22 protein-coding genes and 1 pseudogene are annotated in these 24498 nt (G+C 64.3%); 12 read left to right on the top strand and 11 right to left on the bottom strand.

Annotated features, from left to right (window positions below; genetic code table 11):
• The first annotated feature begins 8 nt into the window (after positions 1–8).
• The 3 genes from QM741_RS05170 (at position 9) to QM741_RS05180 (ending at position 3391) form a co-directional block, all read left to right on the top strand.
• The gene (locus QM741_RS05170; RefSeq protein WP_415206664.1) at positions 9–686 is read left to right on the top strand and encodes a 4'-phosphopantetheinyl transferase family protein; all 678 of its coding nucleotides are present in this window, start codon (positions 9–11) and stop codon (positions 684–686) included.
• Positions 687–939: 253 nt separating this feature from the next.
• Positions 940–2634 (top strand): serine hydrolase domain-containing protein, encoded by a 1695-nt coding sequence (locus QM741_RS05175; RefSeq protein WP_415206665.1) that lies wholly within the window; start codon positions 940–942, stop codon positions 2632–2634.
• Between the two features lie 10 nt (positions 2635–2644).
• Entirely contained in the window at positions 2645–3391 is a 747-nt protein-coding gene (locus QM741_RS05180; protein WP_415206666.1) for a pyridoxine 5'-phosphate synthase, read from the top strand.
• A 77-nt stretch (positions 3392–3468) separates the two neighbouring features.
• On the opposite strand, the gene QM741_RS05185 is transcribed toward QM741_RS05180, so the two are convergent.
• The 4 genes from QM741_RS05185 to QM741_RS05200 form a co-directional block, all read right to left on the bottom strand.
• Entirely contained in the window at positions 3469–3897 is a 429-nt protein-coding gene (locus QM741_RS05185) for an ExbD/TolR family protein (RefSeq protein WP_415206667.1), read from the bottom strand.
• A 17-nt stretch (positions 3898–3914) separates the two neighbouring features.
• On the bottom strand, positions 3915–4343 hold the full coding sequence (locus QM741_RS05190; RefSeq protein WP_415206668.1) for an ExbD/TolR family protein: 429 nt from the start codon (positions 4341–4343) through the stop codon (positions 3915–3917).
• Positions 4344–4355: 12 nt separating this feature from the next.
• On the bottom strand, positions 4356–5084 hold the full coding sequence (locus tag QM741_RS05195; protein ID WP_415206669.1) for a MotA/TolQ/ExbB proton channel family protein: 729 nt from the start codon (positions 5082–5084) through the stop codon (positions 4356–4358).
• A gap of 64 nt (positions 5085–5148) precedes the next feature.
• The gene (locus tag QM741_RS05200; RefSeq protein WP_415206670.1) at positions 5149–5487 is read right to left on the bottom strand and encodes an energy transducer TonB; all 339 of its coding nucleotides are present in this window, start codon (positions 5485–5487) and stop codon (positions 5149–5151) included.
• Between QM741_RS05200 and QM741_RS05205 the strand changes: the two genes are divergently transcribed.
• Entirely contained in the window at positions 5480–5953 is a 474-nt protein-coding gene (locus tag QM741_RS05205; protein WP_415206671.1) for a hypothetical protein, read from the top strand. The genes QM741_RS05200 and QM741_RS05205 overlap by 8 nt on opposite strands.
• Positions 5954–6096: 143 nt before the next feature.
• On the opposite strand, the gene QM741_RS05210 is transcribed toward QM741_RS05205, so the two are convergent.
• From QM741_RS05210 to dnaA, 5 genes are all read right to left on the bottom strand, one after another.
• Positions 6097–7287, bottom strand: a complete 1191-nt coding sequence (locus QM741_RS05210; protein WP_415206672.1) for a tetratricopeptide repeat protein — start codon at positions 7285–7287, stop codon at positions 6097–6099.
• A 117-nt stretch (positions 7288–7404) separates the two neighbouring features.
• On the bottom strand, positions 7405–9840 hold the full coding sequence (gene gyrB, locus QM741_RS05215) for a DNA topoisomerase (ATP-hydrolyzing) subunit B (protein ID WP_415206673.1): 2436 nt from the start codon (positions 9838–9840) through the stop codon (positions 7405–7407).
• A gap of 63 nt (positions 9841–9903) precedes the next feature.
• Positions 9904–10983 (bottom strand): DNA replication/repair protein RecF, encoded by a 1080-nt coding sequence (recF, locus tag QM741_RS05220; RefSeq protein ID WP_415206674.1) that lies wholly within the window; start codon positions 10981–10983, stop codon positions 9904–9906.
• A gap of 102 nt (positions 10984–11085) precedes the next feature.
• The gene (dnaN, locus tag QM741_RS05225; protein WP_415206675.1) at positions 11086–12186 is read right to left on the bottom strand and encodes a DNA polymerase III subunit beta; all 1101 of its coding nucleotides are present in this window, start codon (positions 12184–12186) and stop codon (positions 11086–11088) included.
• Between the two features lie 220 nt (positions 12187–12406).
• On the bottom strand, positions 12407–13747 hold the full coding sequence (dnaA, locus tag QM741_RS05230) for a chromosomal replication initiator protein DnaA (RefSeq protein ID WP_415206676.1): 1341 nt from the start codon (positions 13745–13747) through the stop codon (positions 12407–12409).
• Between the two features lie 191 nt (positions 13748–13938).
• Between dnaA and rpmH the strand changes: the two genes are divergently transcribed.
• From rpmH to QM741_RS05270, 8 genes and pseudogenes are all read left to right on the top strand, one after another.
• Positions 13939–14079, top strand: coding sequence for a 50S ribosomal protein L34 (gene rpmH, locus QM741_RS05235; protein ID WP_018972158.1), 141 nt, complete (start codon positions 13939–13941; stop codon positions 14077–14079).
• A 46-nt stretch (positions 14080–14125) separates the two neighbouring features.
• Positions 14126–14566 (top strand): ribonuclease P protein component, encoded by a 441-nt coding sequence (gene rnpA / locus QM741_RS05240; protein ID WP_415206677.1) that lies wholly within the window; start codon positions 14126–14128, stop codon positions 14564–14566.
• Positions 14567–14654: 88 nt separating this feature from the next.
• Positions 14655–15491: pseudogene (yidC, locus tag QM741_RS05245) on the top strand (membrane protein insertase YidC); the annotation flags it as partial.
• Between the two features lie 76 nt (positions 15492–15567).
• A complete protein-coding gene (yidC, locus tag QM741_RS05250; RefSeq protein ID WP_415206678.1) occupies positions 15568–16341 on the top strand; it encodes a membrane protein insertase YidC in 774 nt (257 codons plus the stop codon).
• 1 nt (position 16342) lies between these two features.
• Positions 16343–17728 carry a tRNA uridine-5-carboxymethylaminomethyl(34) synthesis GTPase MnmE gene (mnmE, locus tag QM741_RS05255; protein WP_415206679.1) on the top strand — a complete coding sequence of 462 codons (1386 nt, stop codon included), beginning with the start codon at positions 16343–16345 and terminating at the stop codon, positions 17726–17728.
• A gap of 175 nt (positions 17729–17903) precedes the next feature.
• On the top strand, positions 17904–19676 hold the full coding sequence (locus QM741_RS05260) for a P1 family peptidase (RefSeq protein ID WP_415206680.1): 1773 nt from the start codon (positions 17904–17906) through the stop codon (positions 19674–19676).
• A gap of 21 nt (positions 19677–19697) precedes the next feature.
• Positions 19698–20387, top strand: coding sequence for a glutathione binding-like protein (locus QM741_RS05265; protein WP_415206681.1), 690 nt, complete (start codon positions 19698–19700; stop codon positions 20385–20387).
• An 83-nt stretch (positions 20388–20470) separates the two neighbouring features.
• On the top strand, positions 20471–22681 hold the full coding sequence (locus QM741_RS05270; RefSeq protein ID WP_415206682.1) for an alpha/beta fold hydrolase: 2211 nt from the start codon (positions 20471–20473) through the stop codon (positions 22679–22681).
• A 38-nt stretch (positions 22682–22719) separates the two neighbouring features.
• Here the strand turns inward: QM741_RS05270 and QM741_RS05275 are convergent, their stop codons facing one another.
• Complete coding sequence (locus tag QM741_RS05275) at positions 22720–23658, bottom strand: aspartyl/asparaginyl beta-hydroxylase domain-containing protein (RefSeq protein ID WP_415206683.1); 939 nt, start codon at positions 23656–23658, stop codon at positions 22720–22722.
• A 25-nt stretch (positions 23659–23683) separates the two neighbouring features.
• Complete coding sequence (locus QM741_RS05280; protein ID WP_415206684.1) at positions 23684–24361, bottom strand: YecA family protein; 678 nt, start codon at positions 24359–24361, stop codon at positions 23684–23686.
• Positions 24362–24498: the final 137 nt, after the last annotated feature.

Below are 24498 nucleotides of genomic sequence, written 5' to 3' on the forward strand. Positions count from 1 at the left end.
CATGGGCCATGCGCACGCTCCGCGAATCCGATTTCGTCGCCGCCACGCCGCCGGCCGCGCTCGGCGACGACGAAATCCATTTGTGGATTTTTCCACATTGCGGCAATGGCGCGGCGGCGAAGCCCGTCATGCATCGGCATCTGAGCGAAACGCTGGCCGCCTATCTCGGCGGCGGCGCGAACGATCTGCGCCTCGAGCGCGACGACGCCGGCAAACCGCATCTCGCCGGCGCGGAGCTGCAATTCAATCTTTCTCACAGCCATGAAATGCTGTTGATCGGCTTGAGCCGCTCGCAGCCGCTCGGCGTCGATATCGAATGTGGCGCGCGACTGCGTCCCTGGCCCGACATCGCGCGGCGCTATTTCACCGCCGAGGAAGCCGCCGCACTCGCAGCGCTGCCTGCCGACCGGCTGCCGCGCAGCTTTCTCGCGCTATGGAGCGCCAAGGAAGCCGTGCTCAAGGCGATCGGCCGCGGCATCGCCTTCGGTCTCGATCGCGTTGGTTTTGCGCTCGACGCCAACGGCATTGTCCAAGACCTGAGCCGCTTGGGCGAAGAAGCCGAAACACCCCGACAATGGCAGATCGCGCAGATCGCCCTCGCCAACGCCGTTGGCGCACTGGCATGGCGCGGACCCGAGAAGACGCTGCGCGCATTCGTCGTTGCCAACGGCGATGAATCCCCCTGAACGTCGGACACTTCGACGAGAAGCACAGCAGTGAGTTCGATGCGAACGGCAACGGGGATCCGATCGCATGGAACGAGATGGCGGAAACCTGTCCGCAGGCTGACCCGGCGCGCCGACTCGGATTGCCCGACGAACTTTTTCCCGGCCGGCGTGTCTGAATGAATACTCCCCCACAGGGTCTCCTCCACAAGGACGTGGATTCTTTGATCGTTACTTCTCTTTTCGGTTACGACCCATGCGCTATGCTTGGCGCATGGGTTTTCTCTGTGCGCAGCCATCGTGGACGAGAGCGCTGTGCGTCGCCCTGCTCGCCGCAACCGCACCGTTCGCCGGCGCGCACGCGCCGGCGGAATTTGCCGCGTCGCCCTTGCTGCCGGTTCCGTTCCGCGACGCGATCGAGCGCGGCATCGTCGACGGCGCGTATCGCAGCCTCGCCGTCGGCCTGATCGATGGCGCACGGCAGGCGACGTACTACTTCGGTCATCGCGACGATCCGGCTTCGAAGCCAGCCGACGACGACAGCCTGTTCGAGATCGGCGCGGTCGGCGAGATATTCACCAGCGTGTTGCTCGCTCAGGCCGCGATCGAAGGCAAGTTGCGGCTTTCCGATCCCGTCGAGCGGTTTTTGCCACCGCAGTTTCCGTTCGCCGATCCGGGTACGGGAAAAATCACGCTGGCCCAGCTTGCGACCCAGCATTCCGGCCTGCCGGCGCAGCCGCAGAACCTGTTTCCCGACGATCCCGACGATCCTTACGCCGACTATGCGAGCGAAGATTTGCTCGCCCTGCTCGCCCTGCGTCGCGCACGCGACGAAACCGACGACGGTTATGCCTACTCCGCGCTCAACGCAGGCTTTCTCGGCTTCGTGCTCGGTCGCGTTTATCGCATGCCGTTCGCCGAGCTGCTGCTCGCCAAGGTCGCCGCCCCGCTCGAGCTGACGCACGTCTCGTTCGCGGACCCGCCTGGCCTGCTGCAGGGCTATGCGTTCGGCACGAAAGCGAAGCACTGGCACTACGGCGTGCTCGCCGGCGCCGCCGGTTTGCGCGCCAACCTGCCCGACCTGCTCGCCTTCCTGCAATGCAACCTGCGGCCGACGGATAGCCCGCTGCGGGCCGCGTTGCTGCTCGCGCGCCAGCCGCGGGCCGCAGGGGCGGCCGATCGGATCGGCTTGGGTTGGAACGTGCGCGAACGCCTCGATGGCGCCGATACCTGGCCGCTGGTCTGGCGCGCCAGCCGCACCGGCGGATTCGCCAGTTTCGTCGGTTTTCGCATCGACCAGCAGAAGGCGATCGTCCTGCTCGGAAATGCAGCGGAGGACGTGGCCGCGCTCGGCATCGCCTGGCTCGGGGGAGCAGCGCCGCCTCCGATTCCACACGCCCCGGCTTCCGCCCCGTCCTACCGACCCGAGGACTATCCGGGCCTGTATCAGGTCGCGCCCGGCAGCACGGCCGTGGTGCGCGCGCGCGCCGGGGCGCTGAGCCTGCAAATGCCCGGCGAACTGCCGCGGCGCTTGCGCGCAGCCGATCGGGACGTTTTCGTCACCGACGACGGGGCACTCGGCGTGACGTTCGTGCGCAACCTCGACGAGATCGATGGTCTCGTGCTACACGCGGCCGGCGGCAACGTCAGTGCCTCGCGCCTGAGCTTGCGCGCGCCGAAGATCACGCGGGCCGTGATCGAAACCACGGGCGGCGCGCCGGCGGGCGATTATCGTCTGGACGGATCGACGTGGATACGCGTCGCCGAATCCAAGCGGGGAACGAATCTGCAGTGGACGCTCGGTGAGCGTCGCAGTATTTTCGCCTATGCGCCGGATCGTTACGCCGACGCCGACGGCGCGCTTGATCTGCAGTTCCACCGCGACGCGCACGGCCGCGTCAAAAGCATCAGTCTGGATCTCGCAGGCGTGCAGCGTGAGGCGACTCCGCTGCTGCGCGCCATTCCCTGAGGAAAACCGCATGACCCGACTGAGCGTGAACGTCAACAAGATCGCCGTGCTGCGCAATTCGCGCGGCGGCGCGCAGCCCGACGTCGTCGCCGCGGCCGAGGCCTGCATCGCCGCCGGTGCGGCGGGTATCACCGTGCATCCGCGGCCGGACCAGCGCCATATCCGTCCCGACGACGTGCGTGCGTTGAAGGCGCGAATCGGCGAACGCGCCGAATACAACGTCGAGGGCAACGGTTTCGCCGCAGCGCGCGGAAGCTATCCGGGCCTGCTTCGGCTGGTGGAGGAAACGCGGCCGACGCAGGTGACGCTGGTACCCGATGCCGATGCGCAGCTCACCTCCGACCACGGCTTCGACCTGCGTGCGGACGCGATGCGTCTGCGCCCGCTGATCGCCGAATTGAAACGCTTCGGCGCGCGCGTCAGCCTGTTCGTCGACATGGACTGCGCCGACGTCGGGCGCGCCGCCGAGCTCGGCGCCGATCGGGTGGAAATTTACACCGGTCCCTATGCCGAAGCGTTCGCGCGCGGTGATTGCACGCGCGAACTGGCGCTGTGCGCGGCGTGCGCGGAACGGGCGGGTGCAGTCGCACTCGGGGTCAACGCGGGGCACGATCTGGACCAAGCCAATCTCGGCGCGCTCAGGCGCGCAATACCGCAACTCGCCGAGGTATCGATCGGCCATGCGCTGATCGGCGAAGCGCTGTATGCGGGACTGGACGCGACGGTGAAAGCGTATCTGCGCATCCTCGCGGGCTAAACACCGTCAAAATTCCAGGGACAGAAAAAACGCCGCATCGCGGCGGCGTTTTCGTCATGCCTGTGAAGCAGGATTGGCTACTGCCCCGAGCCGCGCGGCGGCTGGAAGCCGATCTTCTCCATGCCGGCGTTCTTGGCGTCGGCCATTACCGTCGCGACGAGCTGGTATTTCGCCGTTTTGTCGGCCAGAATCTGCAACTCGGGCTGCGGATTCTTCTTCGCCGACAGGGTCATCATCTGCTGCAACTGCTCTTCGGAAACGAGCTGGTCGTTCCAGTAGAACTGACCGCTGGAGCGCACCGCCAAGGTGATTGGATCCGGTGGGTTCTCGACCGGCGGTGGCGGATTGTTGGTCGGCTGCGGCAGATCGATCTTGATGCGATGGGTCAGCATCGGCGCCGTGATCATGAAGATGATCAGGAGCACGAGCATGACGTCGACGAGCGGCGTCACGTTGATGTCCGCCATCGCGCCGCTGCCGCCGGTGTTGCCTGCACTGAATGCCATGATGCGTTCCCGAACCTTTACTGGCCGCCTTTCTGCGGCGTCGTGATGAAGCCCACCTTGACCATGCCCGCGTTCTTGGCTTTCGACATGACGTTGGCGACGAGCTGGTATTCGGCGTCCTTGTCGGCACGGATCTGGATTTCCGGCTGCACCGCTTGCGGCGCCACCACGCGCAGCTGCGCCTCCAGTCCCGCCTCGGTCACCTGCTCGTCGTTCCAATAGGTCGTGCCGTCCTGGCGCACCGCGATCGTCACCGGAGGCACCGGAGGCGTGTCGGTCGGTGGCGCGATGAGGGTGCCCTGCGGCAGCTCGACCTTGATCTTCGGCTGAGCCAATTGCGTGGTGATCATGAAGATGATCAGCAGCACCAACATCACGTCGACGAGCGGCGTGACGTTGATTTCCGCCATGACGCCGCCGGTGCTACCGCCCGCACTCATTGCCATGACTGCAAATCCTTACTTGGCGCCGCTGACGAAGAAGTCGTGCAGATCGTGCGCGAATTCGTCGAACTTACCGAGCGTCACGCGGTTGGCACGGTTGAAGATGTTGTAGGCGAGCACGGCGGGGATCGCGACGCCCAGACCGATCGTGGTCATGATCAGCGCCTCGCCGACCGGGCCGGCGACGGCGTCCATCGAGGCGTTGCCGCTCGCGCCGATTTTGAGCAGGGCGTGGTAGATGCCCCACACGGTGCCGAGCAGGCCGACGAACGGCGCGGTCGAACCCGTGGTCGCAAGCCAGGTCAGGCCGGTCTCCAGGCGACCGCTTTCGCGGGCCACGCCCTGACGCAGGGCACGGTCGACGTATTCCGAACGGTTCAGCGTTTCGGCTAGACGACTGCCCTGGGCCGACGTGTGCTGCTCGACGGCCGCGGTAACGTCCAGCGCGATCTTCGAGAACGGTTCCCAGCCCGGCTGCTCCTCGAGATGGCGTTTGGCGTCCGTCAACGACTTGGTTTCGAAGAACTGTTCTCGAACCTTGTCGCCGCGACCGCGGATGCTGAGGCTGCGCCAGGCATTGAGGATGATGAAGACGACCGAGCCCAGCGACATGATCACGAGCGTGATGAACACCACCATGCCCAAGGCGTCGAAGTTGTGCAGCAGATGCTCGAAACCCATCTGCGTGAGAGCGGCGGCGTTGCCTTGTCCGGCTACCGGAGCGGAAGATGCTTCTTGTAACATAACCTTACCCTTGAGTTGTGGTCCTGAGATTCCGCCGGAATCAGCCGGCTACCGTCACGTCAAATCATTCTGCCAAAGTGAAATCGACCGGGATCAACGCGTATCCCTCGTAGGGTACGCCACCCTTGCTTCCCGGATTAAACATCCAAGTCTTCGCCGCTGCAATCGCGGCCTGATCCAACTCGCGATAGCCGGAGGATTTCTCCACCGTGATTTCCTTCGGCGAACCGTCTGTGGCAATCAGCACCTTGAGGATCACCTTGCCCGTGTGATGTTCGCGCACGGCCTGCGGTGGATACTTCGGCGGACGCATCTTGCGATAGCTGATGTTCTCGCTCGGCGCGATGTCGACCGGCGGCGCAGGCGGCGCAGGCGGCGCAGGCGGGGGCGCGGGCGTGGACATCGGCGTCGGCGTTTCCGTCACGACCGGCGGCGGAGCCGGCGGCGGCGGTGTCGGCGGCGGCTTGATCTTCTCGACGATCTTCGGCGGCGGCTTCTTCGGCGGCTCCGGCGGCGGCGGCGGCGGCGGCGGCGGCGGCGGCGGCGGTTCAATGAATTCCACCGTCACGACGTTTTCCTTGGCGCGTTCCTTGGCCGTCGGCGGCTGCACGGGCGCCAACAGCATGAGAAAGAGAAATCCGTGCAGAGCGAGTGCCCCCGCCCAGGCGATGGTGCGCCGCCAACTGAAACTCGTGTTGTCCGTTTCTTCTGATGACATCAGTGCCAACCAATTACGTAGGGAGCATCATCATCCCAAGCGACAGCGAGGAACCGCCATCGCCAACCCCAAAACAAAACCGCACAAGACGCCTCGCAAGTTACAACAGCGCGGCCGGTATAGACAAGCTTTTTCGGTGATCGACCACTGACGGAACTCTCCCCTTGCGCCACAATCACTCCACCTGTGCAGAATGCCAACTTCCCTTCCATGGCGCAAGCCGTGATTTGAGTTTGCCGCGACCGACAGCGAAAGTATACTTTTCCGGCCCAGCCGCGCGGGTCGAAAAGCAGATCAGCTCTTCTTCTTCGGCTGCGTCGTCATCTTGACGTGGCCACCGATGTTGAGGCGCTGTTCGGCGGATTTCTGCGATTCCGGATACCCTTTCGCCTTGGTCCATGCCTCGCGCGCGTGGGCGAGGTCGTCGATCTGGTTGTAGGAATCACCGAGCATCAAATAAGCCTTGCCCGTTTCCTTGAGGCCGCCCTTGGCGATCGCCTGCTGGATGACCGTAGTCGCTTCCTTGGCGCGGTCGTTCTGCAGCAGCAGACTGCCGCGGTAGTAGTCGACCTCACCGGTCTTGGCCAGCGGCGAGGCCTTGGCGAATGCGTCGATCGCTTTCGCATCCCCGTCTTTTTCCTGCGAATAGCCGGCGCCGATGGCACGGTAGAGCGTATAGAGGGTGTCGTTGTTGAGGTTGCCCTTGTTCTTGTCGATCAGCGCTTCGGCCTTGTCGTACTGACCACCTCTGACGTAGACATTGACCGCCTGTTCGACGAGCTTGGGGTCGCCGGGGTTCTTGGCCAGTTGCTTCTCGAGAATTTCGCCGGCCTTGTCGTACTGGTCCAGGCCCACATACGAAGCCATCAGGATCTGGTTCCAGTTGTCGTTCGGCTTGTCGGTCAGCGACTGGGCCTTGGTGATCGAATCGATCGCCTGCTGGTACTTGTCGAGGCGGTAATAGTCGTTGCCCTGCAGCGCGTAGGCATCGGCCTTGCCACCGTTGGTCGCCTTGAAGTACTCGTCGAGCGTGTTGAGCGAGTCCTGGTATTTCTCGTCCTGCTGCTGCAAGTTGGCGATGTTGAGCAGCAGGGTGAAGTGCTGGTTGTTCGGCAGCGCATCCATGTCGTAGGCCGAGCGCCAAGCCTTCATCGCGCCGGCATTGTCCTGCTTGTCGTAGGCGATCTGGCCCAAGCCCTGCGTCGCCAGCGCGTGCGCATAGTTGCCCGCCTTCGGGTCGTCGAGGACCTTCTGCAGCAGCGGCGTGGCCTCGTCCGGCTTGTTGTCGTTGAGCGCGTCGAGCGCCTTCTGCAGCTCCTTCTGCACGCTCGAGGAATTCATGTCGTTCTTCGGATCCTTGCGCGTGGCGTTCGGATAAAGCGGCGCTTCCTTTTCGCTCTTTTTGTCCGCGTACGCATTGCCCACCAGAAGCGCACATGCGACGAAGATGCTGAAAAGTATACTTGTAAAGTTGCGGATGCTCATGGACTCCTCCCTCAGGGTCGCGGAAAGTGCCGATTGGGTCGGCACCGTTTTCTAGCGGATCATTCTACGCACGAAAGCGTTAACGTTTCGCTGTGAGCGTGCGGTCTGCTCATACATCTACACGTCGAGATTGGCCACGCGCAGCGCGTTCTGCTCGATGAAGTCTCGACGTGGATCGACCACGTCGCCCATCAACGTCGAGAAGATCTGGTCGGCTGCGACGGCGTCCTCGATGCTGACCTGCAGCAGGCGGCGTGTTTCCGGATTGACCGTGGTTTCCCAAAGCTGCTCCGGATTCATCTCACCCAAGCCTTTGAAACGCTGGATCATGCGGCCCTTCTTCGCTTCGTCGAGCAGCCATTGCTGCGCCTGGGCGAAGCTGGCAACCGATTGCGCATGATTGCCGCGGCGAATCTCGGCGCCGGGTTGGATCAGGCCGTGAAGCTGCTGCGCGAGGTCGCGCAACGGCTTGAATTCAGCGCCGCCGAAGAACGCGGCGGGCAACACCTGGATCGCCGCGATGCCGTGATGGCGGCGTTCGATCGTGATCGCGGCCGGATGGTCGGCCGTTGCCGCACGCAGGGCGAGGCGATAGGACGGGCGACCCAGACCGCTGGCGTTGACCTTGGCGCCGATCGCCTGTAACCAGCCTTCGATGCGGGCCGGCTCGTTCCAGTCGTCGGCCGTCGGCGGGGTCAGGTCAAGCATCGCATTGAGCACGTGCGTGTCGCCGCGCGAAGCAAGCCGCACGATCTGCTCCTGCGCGGCATGGTAGTCGAACATGAGTTTTTCCAGCGCGGCGCCGACGATCGGCGGCGCGCCGGGCGCATAGTGCAATTCGGCATTCTCGACCGCGTTGGTCACGAGATAGGCGTTGAGCGCCGCGTCGTCCTTCAGGTACAGCTCCTGCTTGCCTTGTTTGAGCTTGTACAGCGGCGGCAGGCCGATGTAGACGTGGCCGCGCTCGATCAACACCGGCATTTGCCGGTAGAAGAACGTCAACAGCAGCGTGCGGATATGCGAGCCGTCGACATCGGCATCGGTCATCAGGATGATGCGGTGATAGCGCAGCTTGTCCGGATTGAACTCTTCCTTGCCGATGCCGGTGCCGAGCGCGGTGATCAGCGTACCGACTTCGGCCGACGACAGCATCTTGTCGAAGCGTGCTTTTTCGACGTTGAGGATCTTGCCCTTGAGCGGCAGCACGGCTTGCGTCCGGCGATTGCGGCCCTGCTTGGCCGAGCCGCCGGCCGAGTCGCCCTCGACGATGAACAGCTCGCACAACGCCGGATCCTTCTCCTGACAATCGGCGAGCTTGCCGGGCAGGCCGGCGATGTCGAGCGCACCCTTGCGCCGGGTCATTTCGCGCGCTTTGCGCGCGGCTTCGCGGGCACGCGCCGCGTCGACGACTTTTGCGCCGATCGCGCGCGCTTCTGCAGGGTTCTCCTGCAAAAACTCCTCCAACTTCGCGTTGACGATGCCCTCAACGACACCTTTGACTTCGGACGAGACGAGCTTGTCCTTGGTCTGCGAGGAGAATTTCGGATCGGGCACTTTGACCGACAGCACCGCGATCAGGCCTTCGCGCATGTCATCGCCGGCGAGGGCGACCTTGGCGGTCTTCTGCAGACCGGATGCTTCGATGTAGTTCGAGATCGTGCGCGTCAGCGCGCCGCGGAAGCCGGCCAGATGCGTGCCGCCGTCCTTCTGCGGAATATTGTTGGTGAAGCAGAACACGGTTTCCTGATAGGCATCGGTCCATTGCATCGCGACGTCGACCGTGGTGCCCTCATGCTGCGCGGAAAATCCGATAACCTTTTGATGCAGCGGGGTTTTCAGCTGCGCCAGGTGTTCGACGAACGAGCGGATACCGCCTTCGTACTCGAATACGTCGTGCTTGTCGGTGCGCTCGTCGATCAACTCGATCTTCACGCCCGAATTGAGGAACGAGAGCTCGCGCAGGCGCTTGGCGAGGATGTCGTAGTGGAATTCGGTGTTGGTGAAAATTTCCGGGCTCGGGTGGAAGCGCACCGTCGTGCCGCGCCGAGTCGACGGCGCGACTTGCTTGAGCGCGTACAGCGGCTCACCGAGGCGGTATTCTTGCTCGTGCTCGTAGCCGTCACGACAGATCGTCAGGCGCAGATGGTCCGAGAGCGCATTGACCACCGATACGCCGACGCCGTGCAGACCGCCGGACACCTTGTAGGAATTGTCGTCGAACTTGCCGCCCGCGTGCAGCACAGTCATGACGACCTGGGCCGTCGAAATGCCCTCTTCCGGATGAATGTCGACCGGGATGCCGCGACCATTGTCGATCACGCTGACGGAGCCGTCGCCATGAATCGTGACGATGACGTTGTCGCAATAGCCCGCCAGCGCTTCGTCGATCGAATTGTCGACGACCTCGAACACCATGTGGTGCAAACCGGTGCCATCGTCGGTGTCACCGATATACATGCCCGGGCGTTTGCGCACCGCTTCAAGGCCCTTCAACACCTTGATGTTGCGCGAATCGTATTGACCGTTGGACTGTTCTTCGGACACGTCGGACATGCATTTTTCCTGTTGCGGAAGCTCGCCGGTCAAGCGAGCTCTTGCGAAAGATCAAAGGTGCGATTATAGCACCGCGCGCACCTTCCCCTGTTCCACGTGGAACAGCCTTTGGGCCGGAAAGCGTTCCAGCAGGGCCGATGGAATTTCAGTGCCGGTCAGGAGGATCTGCGCCCCGCTTCCGGTCAGCGCAGCCAGCGCGACGGCCTGGTGCGCGGCATCGAGTTCGGAACAGAGATCGTCGAAAGCGATGACGGGATTCTCCCCTCGAATCGATCGGTACAAAGAGACCTGCGCGAGCGTGCAGGCAATGGCGCAGAGTTTTTCCTGGCCTCGCGACAATTGTTCATGACTCGGCGCGTTTGCAAACACCAGACCCCAGTCGGCGCGATGCGGACCGCGCGTCGTATGACCGAGTGCGCGGTCGCGTTGCCGCACTTCCTTCAACACTTCGCCCAGCGGCATGTCGCGATTCCAACCGGGGCGGAAACGCAGGCTGACCCCGCCAAGCTCCGGGAGATAGTCGTCGAGCAACGGCACCAGTTCGCGTCCGAATCGCTCCATGTAGGCTTCGCGCGCGCGACCCAAGGGTTCGGCTGCCTGCGACAGCTCCTCATCCCAGATCGCCAGTTCTTCGTCGCTCGCCTCCTGCTTGAGCAAGGCGTTGCGTTGGCGCAGCGCGCGCCGGTAGCGGCGCATGCCCGCCGCAAAATCGTGTTCCACGTGGAACACTCCCCAATCGAGGAAGCTGCGCCGCCCGTCCGCCGCTCCCGCAATGAGTGCGTGACTACCGGGCTCGAAGCAGACCACGGCACAAGCGGCGAACAAGTCGACGAGCCGGGCCGACGCTTCGCCATCGAGCCGCGCCGTCCAATGTCCGTCCCGCCGCAACAAGCCGAGTCGACGCGTCAACGAACGAGTCCGGGCCTGCGCATAGAGCGCCAGCGTTTCCGTTCCTCGCCGCTGCAAATGCTCGGATTGGTGCGTACGAAAACTGCTCCCGTGCGAAAGCACATAGGCCGCTTCCAGAAAACTGGTCTTGCCCGCCCCGTTCGGACCGACGAAAACATTCAACCCGGCCGCCAACTCCAATCGCTGGTCTTCGATATTCCGCAGATTCTGGATGCGCAATTCGGTCAAATGCATGGTGTCGAATCATTATCGCGGAAACGATCGCACAGAAGGCAAAAACAAACGCGCGGCATTTCTGCCGCGCGTGTTCGATCCCCCGCTTCGCGACGAGCGAATTCAGAGCCGCAACGGCATGATGACATGCCGCGCCTGCTCGCTGTCCGGTGCGCGCAGCAGGCAACTCGAATTGCCGTCGCGCAGGCACATCAGCACTTCCTCGCCGCCGAGCGCGTTCAGGGCATCGAGCAGGTAATTGACGTTGAAGCCGACGCCAAGCTCGGCGACGCTGGTCCTTGCCTCGATTTCCTCGACCGCCTCTTCCTGCTCGGGATTGTGCGCGATGACGCGCAACTTGTTAGGGCTGACCTCGAGCTTGACGCCGCGGTACTTTTCGTTCGACAGGATCGCCGCACGCTGTAAGGCGCCGCGCAAGGCCTCGCGACCGACGCGCACCTCCCTGTCGGCACCGATCGGAACGACCGCTTCGTAATCCGGAAAACGTCCATCGATGAGCTTGGAAGTGAAAGTCACCTCGCCACGCTTGACCCGCAGATGCGCTCGCCCGAATTCGAGTTCGACCGTGCCGTCGCCGACCTCGAACAAGCCCAACAATTCGAGCACCCCCTTGCGCGGGATCAGGATCTGGCGCTGCGCGGAAACGCCCGCCTCCAGATTCGTCTCAACCACGGCGAGACGGTGCCCGTCCGTCGCGACGCTTCGCAACGCGTGCTCGCGCAGATCGAGCAACAGGCCGTTGAGGTAGTAGCGCACGTCCTGTTGCGCCATCGCGAACGCGGTGCGGTCCATCAGGCCCTTGAGCGTAGCTTCCGGCAAACTGATGCGTTCGACCAGATCAATGTTCTCGATCATCGGAAACTCGCTTGCCGGCAGTGTCGCCAGCGTGAAACGGCTGCGCCCCGATTTGACCTCGACACGGTCGCCGTTGAGCTTGAACTCGATCTTGCTGCCATCCGGCAATGCCCGGCTAATGTCGAACAGCTTGCGCGCGGGAATCGTGATCTCGCCCGCTTCGATTTGTTCGGCCGGCGTCGTTGCGGCCATTTCGACCTCGAGATCGGTGCCGGTGAAGCTCACTTGCTGGGGCGTCGCCACGACGAGAAGATTGGCCAGAACAGGCAATGTCTGTCGTCGCTCGACCACGCCGACGACTTGCTGCAGAGGTTTGAGGAGCACTTCGCGCTGAATGGAAAACCGCATAGGTCGTCAGTCCTTCGGAATCGCTGCTGCTGGGCTGTTTGTAAAACTGAAAGAACTAATAGCTGTAGGCCCTGTGCACGATGTGAAAAAGCACAAAAGAGCCATATGAGTCAATATGTTGAAATAAAACGACCGTCGGGATATCCGGTCGCTCACATTGTGTTTTTTCTGTGGATAAATGCCGCGTTCACAGATCGGCACAAACTATCCACAGGATATCCTATTCTGTCAGCACACGAAGCAGTTTTTCCCAATCTTGCCGCAATTTTCCGTCGGTCGCACGCAGGTCGCGGATCGTGCGGCAGGCGTGCATCACGGTGGTATGGTCGCGTCCGCCGAATGCGCGGCCGATCTCGGGCAGGCTGTGTTCGGTGAGTTCCTTCGCCAGCGCCATGGCGATTTGTCGCGGGCGAGCCAGCGAACGGCTGCGGTTCATCGACAGCAGGTCGGACAAGCGCAACTGGTAGTAGTCGCCAACGGTCTTCTGGATATTCGAGATCGTGATCGCCTGCGCATGCACGGTCAGCAGGTCGCGCAGCGTTTCCAATGCGAACTCGGTATTGATCTCGCTGCCGAGGAAGTTCGCGCGCGCGACCAGCGTGTTCAACGCCCCTTCCAGGTCGCGCACGTTCGAACGCATGCGCTTGGCCATGAGTTGCGCCACTTCGATCGGCAGTTCCACGCCTTTGGCTTGCGCCTTGGCCAGCACGATCGCCGCGCGTGTCTCGAAATCGGGCGGTTCGATCGCGACGGAAAGTCCCCAGCCTAGGCGACCTTTCAGACGCGGCTCGAGATTGTCGACTTCTTTGGGATAACGGTCGCAGGTCATGATGAGCTGCTGCTTGCTCTCGACCAGCGCGTTGAATGTGTGGAAAAACTCTTCCTGGGTTGTGTCCTTGCCGGCGAAGAACTGGACATCATCGATCAGAAGCGCGTCGACCGCGCGCAGGCGACGCTTGAAATCGTCCATGCTCTTGGTGCGCAGCGCCTGGATCATCTCGGTGACGAACTGCTCCGAGCGCAGGTACATGACCTTCGTCGCCGGATTGAGCGCGCGCATGAGGTTGCCGGCAGCGTGCATCAGATGCGTCTTGCCGAGGCCCGTGCCGCCGTAGAGCAGCAACGGGTTGTAGGCCCGGCCCGGATTGTTCGCGACCTGCATCGCCGCGGCCTTGCCGAGCTGGTTGGATTTGCCTTCGACGAACAAGTCGAAGGTGTAGTACGGGTCGAGGTTCGGTTCGAACGGGTCCGGCTCGGCTACGCTCTTGCCCGGTCGCGCCGCGGCGCCGTTGTGGGTGTGTTTTCGCGACGCCGTGGCCTTGTTTACCGAACCGACGACGAAGCTCAGCTTCACCTGTGCGCCATGCAGGTGGTTGAGTACGGCCTCGATGCGTGGCTGGAAGCGTTCGCGCACCACCTCGAGCGTATAGGCATTCGGCGCGAGCACGCACAAGCCGTCGTCGTCCTGAGTGGCCTGCAGCGGGGCAAGCCAGGTGTGAAGGTCTTCGACGCTGAATTCGCTTTCGAGGCGTTCCAGGCAACGGCGCCACAGGTCAGTCATGCTGGGAAATTCTTATGGGAGCATGCGCACGGAATCGGCCCGTGCGGATGGGAGGTCGGGGAAGGAGTCTTGCATGGACGATGAAAGTCTACGCCCGCGCGGCGTGCGACGCCAAACGTACACGACTTGACGCTGTCGGCCGCCAATCGCTAGAATCCCGCTTCTTTGTCTTTGACGGCTCTAATTGCGCCATGGCCACCAAGCGTACCTTCCAACCCGGCAACCTCAAGCATGCCCGTACCCACGGTTTCCGTGCGCGCATGAAGACACGCGGCGGCCGCGCCGTGCTCAACGCACGCCGTGCCAAAGGTCGCAAGCGCCTGATCCCGTAAACGCGAAAGCTCCGCCTTGCCCGAGTTCCAAGGGCTTCCCTGCGCGATGGGCGATTCGCCGCCGAATTTCGGTCATCCGCGCGCCTCGCGCCTCTTGCGGCCCGCCGACTTCAGTGCGTTGCGCGGTTCCGGCAAGCGCATTTCCCTAAAACACTTCCAGTGCGAATACCGTCCGCATGCGGGTGCCGGCGCGCGCCTGGGCATGGCCGTGTCGCGCCGCGTCTCCAAGCTGGCCGTCGCGCGCAACCGTATTCGTCGTCAGATCCGCGAAAGCTTCCGGTTGCATCGCCCACAATTGCCGCCGTGCGACGTGCTCGTGATCGCCCGCAACTCGACCGCGCAATTGGACAACCGCGCCTTGCGCGTCGAGCTCGAGCAGCTCTGGCGCAGGCTGGCGGTGCAAGCCGCCGGCATGAACCAGGGTTTGCCCGCCGTGCCCTTGTTGAACGCCACCGAGGCTCCCGGCACAATGCGCGACCGCGTTTGATCGGCGTGTTTCGAATCGGCGCGCCTTGAATCGCCGCCATCGCGGCCGCATCGCTGCCACGCGCGTTCTTTCCTCCTCCGAGTCATCCATGTCCAGCACCCGCTCGTTCCTGCTGCTCGCCCTGTTCGCCATCGGCTATCTGCTCTACTCCGCCTGGCAGCAGGACTACGGTCCCAAGCCCGCCGAGCCCACCCCGGCTGCGGCGCCGGGCGGTCCAGCGCCATCGGCTGGCGGCAACGACGTGCCGGCCGCGGCGAACACGAACGCGGCGGCGGCGAGCGACTCCGTCGCCAACGACGGCAAGGAGCCTCCCGCACAAACGATCGAAGTGCGCACCGACGTGCTCGATGCCGCGATCAGCACCACCGGCGGCAGCCTCGTTCGCGCCGACCTGCTCGCCTATCCGGTCGATCCCAAGGACAAGACCAAGCCGGTGCGCCTGCTCGACGACGCGTCGATGCATTTCTTCGTCGCCCAGACCGGCCTCGTCAGCAACGGCGGCGTCGCTCCGAACCACAAGGCGCCGTTCGCCGCGGAGAAGACGAGCTACGAACTGGCCGCCGGCGTCGACAAGATCGAGGTGCCGCTGACCTGGACCGACGACGCCTCGGGCATCCGCGTGCGCAAGGTCTACGTGTTCACGCGTGGCAGCTATCTGATCGAGACGCGCGAGGAAGTGGCGAACGCGGGTTCCGCCGCATGGACCGGCAACGAGTACCGTCAGCTCCAGCGCACCGCGCCGCCGGCGCAAAGCGGCGGCATGTTCGGCATGTACAACCCCGAGGCGTATGCCTTCGTCGGCGCGGCGTGGTATGCGCAGGGCAAGTTCAACAAGCTGGCGTTCGCGAAATTCGCCGAATCGCCGTTGCACAAGACCGACGTTGCCGACGGCTGGCTCGCCATGCTGCAGCACTATTTCTTCGCCGCCTTCATTCCGGCCGCGGGCGAGACCGACCAGTATTCGACCGGTACCGTGGACGGGCGCTACCGAGATCTACGCGATGTCGCCCGCGCAGACGATCGCGCCGAACGCGACCGGCACGTTCGCCTCGCGCCTCTATGTCGGTCCGAAGCTGCAGAGCGACCTCGCCAACGTCGCGCCGGGCCTCGATCTGACCGCCGACTACGGCATCCTCACTTTCATCGCCCAACCGATGCACTGGATCCTCGTCCAGCTGCACAAGCTGACCGGCAACTGGGGCGTCGCGATCATCCTGCTCGTGCTGCTTATCAAGCTCGCGCTGTTCAAGCCTTCCGAAGCGCAGTACCGCTCGATGGCGAAGATGAAGCAGTTCCAGCCGCGCATGGAAGCGCTCAAGGAGCGCTACGGCGACGACAAGCAGAAGCTCAACGCGGCGATGATGGAATTGTATAAAAAGGAAAAAATAAACCCACTCGGCGGCTGCCTGCCGGTGTTGATCCAGATGCCGATCTTCTTCGCCCTGCTCTGGGTGCTGCAGGAAAGCGTCGAGCTGCGCCAAGCGCCGTTCTTCGGCTGGATCCAGAACCTCTCCGCACCCGATCCGCTGTTCATCCTGCCGATCCTCAACGGCGTCGCCATGCTCGCCACGCAGTGGCTGTCGCCGGCCTCGCCCGGCATGGACCCGATGCAGGCGCGCATGATGAAGTTCATGCCGCTGATCTTCGCCGTGATGTTCGCATTCGCGCCGGCGGGCCTGACCCTGTACTGGACCGTCAACGGCTGGCTGTCGCTGCTGCAGCAGTGGATCATCACCCGGCGCGTCGGCGCCGCGGCGGTTCCCGCCAAGGCGTGAGATGACCCGCGTCCGCGCCGGCGCGGGGGACGCGACCGATACGATCGCGGCGATCACCACGGCCGCCGGCGCGGGCGGGGTCGGCATCGTGCGCGTCAGCGGCCCGCGCAGCCGCGAGATCGCGCGGGCGCTGACCGGAAACGTTCCGCCGCCGCGCAAAGTGCACTTTTCCACTTTTCGCGACGCGGACGGCACGGTGCTCGACCGCGGACTCGCACTCCATTTCGCCGCGCCGAACTCCTACACGGGCGAGGACGTGCTCGAACTGCACGCGCACGGCAGTCCCGTCGTGCTCGACCTGGTCCTGCGTCGCGCGCTCGCGCTCGGCGCTCGGCCCGCGCGGCCCGGTGAATTTTCCGAACGCGCCTATCTCAACGGCAAGCTCGATCTTGCGCAGGCCGAAGCGGTCGCCGACCTGATCGCGAGCGGTTCGGAAGCCGCTGCGCGTGCGGCGATGCGCAGCCTCGAAGGCGATTTCTCGCGCGCCGTACAAACCCTGTTCGAAGCGCTTGTGCGTCTGCGCGCGTGGCTCGAAGCCGCGCTCGATTTCCCCGAGGAGGACTTTACCGACCAAGAGCAGGATTTCCTGAGCGCACCGCAGTTGCTCGAGCAACTTGCGGCTCTGCAGACCGGAACCGCCGACCTGCTGCGCGCCGCGCGCCGCGGCGTCGTTCTGCGCGACGGCCTGCACGTGGTGATCGTCGGCCGGCCGAATGCGGGCAAGTCGAGCCTGCTCAACGCGCTTGCGCAGAGCGAACGCGCGATCGTCACGCCGGTCGCCGGCACCACGCGCGACGTGCTGCGCGAGACGGTCAATCTCGACGGCATCGGCCTGACCTTGGTCGACACCGCCGGCCTGCACGAATCGAACGACCTCGTCGAAGCCGAAGGCATCCGCCGCGCGCGCGCGGAACTCGCCCGCGCCGACGTCGCCCTGCTCGTCACCGACGACGAGCATGCCGGCATGGATCGCGAATTGCTGCGCGAGTGCAGCGACGCCACGGCGCGCCTGATCGTGCGCAACAAGATCGATCTGCGCGCCGTAGCACCGTCGCAATGGATCGACGATTTCGGCGAAACGCAGATCGCGCTGTCGGCGCACACGGGCGCCGGCCTTGATCTGCTGCGCACCGAACTCGCGCGCCTCGCCGGCCGCGGCGAAGGCACGCACGGCGCATTCAGCGCGCGCAGACGCCACGTCGATGCGCTCGTGCGCGTCGCCGAACACCTGCAACGCGCGCAGACGCACCTGACCGTCGCGCATGCCGGCGAACTCGCCGCCGAGGAACTGCGCCAGGCGCAGCGCTCGCTCGGCGAAATCACCGGCGAATATTCCAGCGACGATCTGCTCGGCGCGATCTTCTCGACGTTCTGCATCGGCAAGTGAGTTCAAAGGTCCGGCGACGTTCCGGATAAAAGCATGCACTGCGCCGATGGCTGCTGCTGCGCTACCATTCTTGCATCGATATCGACGCGGCAGTGAGGCAAGGTGCATGCGCATGCGGGGCAAAAGTTTGGCGACGAGGAATGACAAACGTCGCAATCGGATTCTCGGACCGGCGATGGCGGTTTGCCTCGGCGTCTTCAGTCTGCTTGCTGTCGCCGCTGCGCCCGATGCGCGACCGCGCGCGCGCGCGGCGGGCATCGTCATCGGCACGCTGACGCCGGGTCCGAACAATGCGATCACCGACGTGGCCGGCGTCGGCGTCGGGCATGCGACGCTGGCCGAGGGAACGCGCTTCCACACCGGCGTCACCGCGATCGTCCCGCATGCGGGCAACATCTTCCAGCAGCGTGTGCCGGCGGCGATCGTGGTCGGCAACGGCTTCGGCAAGCTGCTCGGCGTCACCCAGGTGCAGGAACTCGGCGAGCTGGAAACGCCGATTCTGCTTACCGGCACGCTCGGCGTGTGGAAGGTCGCCGATGCGCTGGTCGATCATCTTTTGCGCCAGCCGGGCATGGAGAAGGTGTATTCGATCAACCCAGTCGTCGGCGAAACCAATGACGGTTACCTCAGCGACATCCGTGCGCGGCCGCTGACGCCGGCCTTGGTCGAGCAGGCGCTGACGCGGCTGTCGCATGGTGCGGTCGACGAAGGCGACGTCGGCGCCGGGGCCGGCACGGTCGCGTTCGGTTGGAAGGGCGGCATCGGCACCAGCTCGCGCGTGTTGTCGGCAACGGACGGCGGCTATACGGTCGGCGTGCTCGTGCAGAGCAATTTCGGCGGCCAGCTGACGATCGCCGGCGTGCCGGTGTGGAAATCGCTGCCCGATCCGGTCGAGTACGCCAAGTCCGCTGCCGCGCCGCCGGCGAAGGGCGACGGCAGCATCATGATGGTCGTCGCCACCGATGCGCCGCTCGACGCCGCTGCGTTGCAGCGCCTCGCGCGCCGTGCCCTGGTTGGCCTCGCGCGCACCGGTTCGGTGATGTCGAACGGCTCGGGTGACTACGTCATCGCCTTCTCCACGGCGAAGGAAAACCTGCGCTCGCCCGACGCGGCGATGCAGCCCGCGAACAGCGTCGCTGCGGAGCACGTGACGCCGCTGTTCCAGGCCGTGGCCGAGGCGACCGAGGAAGCGATCCTCAATTCGCTGTTCCGCGCGCATACCGTGCACGGGTTTCGCGGCACGGCCGCGGCGTTGCCGCTCGACCGCGTGCTCGATGCGCTGCATCGTGCGAACGCCTCGGCGCAGGATGACGAACGTTCAACCGACTGGCCGGAACTGTCGCGTTATCGTGAAAACAACGCCCGTCTCCCCGCACCGGCCGCGAATGAAAATCGCGTGGTGTTCTTTGGCGACTCGATCACCGACAACTGGGGCCGCGGCGAAGACCACGGCGAGTTCTTTCCGGGCAAGCCCTACGTCAATCGCGGCATCAGCGGTCAGACCACGCCGCAAATGCTGGTGCGTTTCGCGCAGGACGTGGTGGCGCTGAAGCCGCGCGTCGTCGTCGTTCTCGCCGGCACCAACGACATCGCCGGCAATACCGGGCCGGCGACGCCGCAGATGATCGAGGACAACTACGCGGTGATGGCCGCGATCGCGCGTGCGAACGGCATCCGCGTCGTGTTCGCCTCGATTCTGCCGGCGAAGGCCTATCCGTGGCGCCCTGGCGTGCGACCCGCGCAGACGATCCGCGAAGTGAATGCGTGGTTGAAGGCGTATTGCGCGCGCGAAAAGCTCGTCTACCTCGATTACTACGGCGCGATGGCCGACGCCGACGGCGGCATGCGCGCAAATCTAGGCGGCGACGGCGTGCATCCGAACGCCGCGGGCTACGCGCTGATGGCGCCGCTCGCGCAGCAAGCCATCGACGAAGCGCTTGCGCACTGAATCCACACCAGGGAGTATCCCATGATCGAATTGTTCTACTGGCCCACGCCGAACGGGCGCAAGATTCCGCTTTTTCTCGAAGAAGCCGGTCTCAACTACAAAATCACGCACGTCGATATCGGCAAGGGCGAGCAGTTCAAACCCGAGTTTCTCGCGATCGCGCCGAACAATCGCATTCCCGCGATCATCGATCACACGCCTGCCGACGGCGGCGCGCCGATCGGCGTGTTCGAGTCGGGCGCGATCCTGCAGTATCTGGCTGAGAAGACCGGCAAATTCCTGCCCGGCGACGTGCGTGGGCGCACGCAGTGCATGCAGTGGCTGTTCTGGCAGATGGCCGGCCTAGGCCCGATGACTGGCCAGTACGGACACTTTCACGTCTATGCGCCGGAGCCGATTGCGTATGCGAAGGACCGCTACGCGCGCGAAGTCGGCCGCCTGCTCGGCGTGCTCGACCACAGGCTCGCCGGGCGCGAGTATATTTGTGGAAAAGAATACACGATCGCCGACATGGCCTGCTGGCCGTGGATCGACGCCTACGACAAGGCGCCGTTCGATCTTGCGCCCTACGCCGAAGTGCGGCGCTGGCGCGCCGCGATCGCCGCGCGTCCGGCCACCGTGCGCGCCGAGGCGCACCGGCAGATGCGCCCGACCGCGCCGATGAGCGAGGAGGAGAAGCGCATTTTGTTCGGCCAGGGCAAGAAAGATTGAAAAGAATGTTGACCGTGCAATCCGCGGTCATCGTGCTTCTTGGGGGAAGGCAAATGCGGAGTTGGATTTTGGGATTGACGATCTTGGCGGCGACGAATGCAGCACCGGCGAAGGAACTGACCATCGATCGTATCTACGACGGCGCCAGTCTGTCGGGGCCGACGCCGATCCAGCTCAAAGCCTCGCCCGACGGCCGGCGCGTGACGTTCCTGCGCGCGAAAGAGGACGACCAGAACACGTTCGATCTCTGGGAGTACAACCTCGATTCGCGGCAGACGCGCCTGCTCGTCGATTCGCGCGTGGTGGAGCCTGCGGCCGCGGAGCTTTCCGACGCGGAGAAGGCGCGGCGCGAGCGCGCACGCATTGCCGGGCGCCGCGGCATCGTCGCCTACCAGTGGTCGCCGGACGGCAGGAAACTGTTGTTCCCGCTCGGCGGCAAACTCTACCTCTACGATCTCGGTGCGAGCGCGGACAGGGCGCTGCGCCTGATCGACACGGACGGCGAGGCGATCGATCCGAAGATTTCGCCGCACGGCCGCTATGTCGCCTACGTGCACGGACAGAATCTCTGGGCGATCGATCTGCGCGACGGCAAGGCCAGACAGCTCACGCGCGACGGCGGCGGCGCCGTGCACAACGCCGAGGCGGAATTCGTCGCGCAGGAGGAAATGGCGCGCTTCACCGGCTATTGGTGGGCGCCCGACGATTCCGCGATCGCGTTCGAGCGCTTCGACGAGACGAAGGTGCCGATCGTCAAGCGCACCGAGGTCCACGCGGACCGCACCGACACGATCGAGCAGCGCTACCCGGCTGCCGGCAAGAACAACGTCGAAGTGAAACTCGGCCTCGTCTCGCCCGACGGCGGCGAGCCGCGCTTCGTCGATCTCGGCGGCAATCCGGACATCTATCTCGTGCGCGTCGATTGGCTGCCCGACGGCAGGCGCCTGAGCTATCAGCTCATGCAGCGCAGCCAGCAGAAACTCGACCTCAACCTCGTCGATGCGAAAACGCTGCAACAGCGCACGCTGCTGACCGAGGAAGCGCAGACCTGGATCAATCTCAACGACGACCTGCGCTTCCTCAAGTCGCAGGACGCTTTCGTCTGGGCCAGCGAGCGCAGCGGCTGGAAACACTTGTATCTCTACGGCCTCGACGGCAGGCTCAAGCACGCGATCAGCGCGGGCGAATGGAACATCGATGGCCTGCTCGGCATCGACGAGAAGCTTGGCTTGGCCTATGTCGATTCGAACCGCGACTTCGTGCCCGACCGCCAGGTCTATGCGCTCAAGCTCGACGGCTCGACCGCCGATGCGCCGTGTCGCGTCAGCCGCGGCGACGGTCAGCACCACGCCGAGTTCACGAAGAACGCCGAGTACTACATCGACACGTTCGCCGATCCGTCGACACCGCCGCAGGTGAGTCTGCGCAAGGCCGTCGACGGCAGCCTCGTCGTGTGGATCGAAGAGAACAAGCTCGACGAGAAACATCCCTACTGGCCGTACCGTGACGCGCACATCGTGCCCGAGTTCGGCGAGATCCCGTCGAGCGGCGGCGAGGATCTGTACTATCGCCTGTACAAGCCGCGTGGATTCGATCCGGCCAAGCGCTATCCGGTATTCGATTTCTACTACGGCGGCCCGCACTCGCAGATGGTCGCGCGCGGCTGGGTCGATTATTTCTGCGAGTACATGGCGCAACACGGCTATGTCGTGTTCACGCTCGACAACCGCGGCATGGCGCGGCGCAGCCGGGCGTTCTCCGAGGCGATCTACAGGCAGCTTGGCAAGGTCGAGGTGGAAGACCAGGTGGCCGGTATCCGTTGGCTGAAGACGCAGCCTTACGTCGATCCCGCGGGCATCGGCGTGTTCGGCTGGAGCTATGGCGGCTACATGACGACGATGATGCTGGCCAAGGCATCGAGCGAGATTGCCGTCGGCGTAGCCGTCGCGCCGGTCACCGACTGGACCTTGTACGACACGTTCTACACCGAGCGTTACCTCGGCACGCCGCAGGACAACGCCGAAGGCTACAAGCGGTCGGGCACGCTCGACTGGCTGGACGGGATGAAATCACCGCTGCTGCTCGTGCACGGCATGGCCGACGACAATGTGCTGTTCGCCAACTCGACCGCACTGATGGCCGCGTTGCAGGAGCGCGGCATGCAGTTCGAGCTGATGACCTATCCCGGCGGCAAGCACGGCCTGTCCACGCCAGCGATGAAGAAGCACGTCTACCATCTGATCGCGGATTACTTCGATGCCAAGGTGAAGCACGCGGACACGCGCGCGCCTTGATCTTGCTTCCCTTCTCCCGGTAGCACAAGGAAAAAGCCTTACAGCAACGGCCAAGGCGCCACGAACAGCAGCCACAGCGCGAACAGGATCGCCGGATATTTGACGCTGCGATACAGCCGCGGATGGCGTTTGCGGAACTTCACGCCGCGTTTGTTGCCGCCGCGCAGGCGCGCGTAGAGGTGGTTGATGACGCCGGTTTTCTCGGTCGCCGTATCGTTCGGCGACGCCGTGATCGCGCCCATGAACGCGCCGACGCGGCGGTTGACCGCTTCCATCCACCGCGCACGCAAAGGCCGCTCGACGTCCGCGAACAGGATCACGCGCGTCACATCGGTCCTGTTCTCCGCCCAGTGCACATAGGTTTCGTCGAACACGATGTCGCCGCCGTCGCTCCAGGCGTATTCCTCACCGTCGACGAAGATGCGGCACGCCTTCGAGTTCGGCGTGATCAGGCCGAGGTGGTAGCGTAGCGATCCCGCGAACGGATCGCGGTGCGGCGTCAACCGGCTGCCCGGCGGCAGCAGCGCGAACATCGCCGCCTTGACCTCGGGAATCGAGCGCAGCAGCGACACGGTCTGCGGGCACAACACCTGCGCGCTCGCGAGCGGCTCGCCGTACCATTTGAGGTAGAACCGCTTCCAGCCCTGTTTGAAGAAACTGTCGAAGGAAAGATCGTTGCGCTGCTCTGCCGCGCGGATACGGCCTTCGTCGAAAAGCTGCACGGCTTCGCTGCGGATCGCCCGCCAGTTTTTGCGTAGGGGATCGAGTTGTGCAAAGCTGCTGCGGTCGAGAATGGGCGTCGCCGGCACGCGCGAGAATGCGTACATCAAGAGGTTGTACGGCGCGAACAGGGCCGAGTGGTCGGTGAGCTGGCGGTCGAAGCGCAGGCGCACGTGGCCGCGCAGGTGCACGAGCAGCACGCATAGCGCGAACAACGCGAACAGGGCGAGGAAGACGAGGCGCAGGGTCAGCAACATCGAATTCGGACCGGCGCGGCGGCGGTCAATGCAGCCAATGCCCGCCGCGCCTGCGGCGCGGCTCGTTCTCCTCGCGCGCGTGACGCGGCGAGCCGGCGAGTTCCTCGGGCGTGAGCGGCGCATCGATCCAGTAGTGCGCGACCGCGCCGACCGCATGCGGCAATTGCGCGAGGCAGTCGTCGTACTCCTGTTCCGACAGCGGAGCGAAATCCGCGTCGGTCGCGAACACGCCTTCCTCGACCGCGAGCGCCATGATCGGCCCGAGCAGCTCGGTCAGATGCGAATCCACGCCGAGCCGCGACTCCCACAGGCGCGCGCGCAGGTCGACGCCGCGCGAGAAACCCTCGCACCAACCCAGCGCCGACAGCGCCGTATCACCGTCGTCGAGTTCGATTTCGCCGAGGATCGGCTCGTAGTTGTCGGCCTCGACTTCGCTCTCCACGCTTTCCGAAAGGCGCGCGAGCAGTTCGAGCACGCGCCGGCCTTCGTCCTCGTCGAGGAACGGTTCGTGCAGCACTTCGGGCAACCATTCGTCCGGCGCGACCTTTTCCGGGCCGATGCCGACCGCGGTCAGCAGGCCGTGCACGCCGTCGAGCAGCAACTGGTCCTCGCCCGCGTGGGCGCGCAGGTACTGGTCGAGTTCCTCAAGTTCGCTGTCGTCGAGTTCGGCGGGCCAGTCGTCGTGATGCGAAAAGTCGGTCATGGGGGAATTCTAGAACCATGGCGACGGCGGTGCCATTCCTTCTCCCATCGGGAAAAGGTGGCGCGAAGCACCGGATGAGGGTTCGGTTTCGCTCGGGATGTGCATCGGGCCGCGAACCCTCAGATGTTGCACTTCGT

It is taken from the genome of Rudaea sp., assembly GCF_047601565.1.
Classification (GTDB): Bacteria; Pseudomonadota; Gammaproteobacteria; order Xanthomonadales; family Rhodanobacteraceae; genus Rudaea.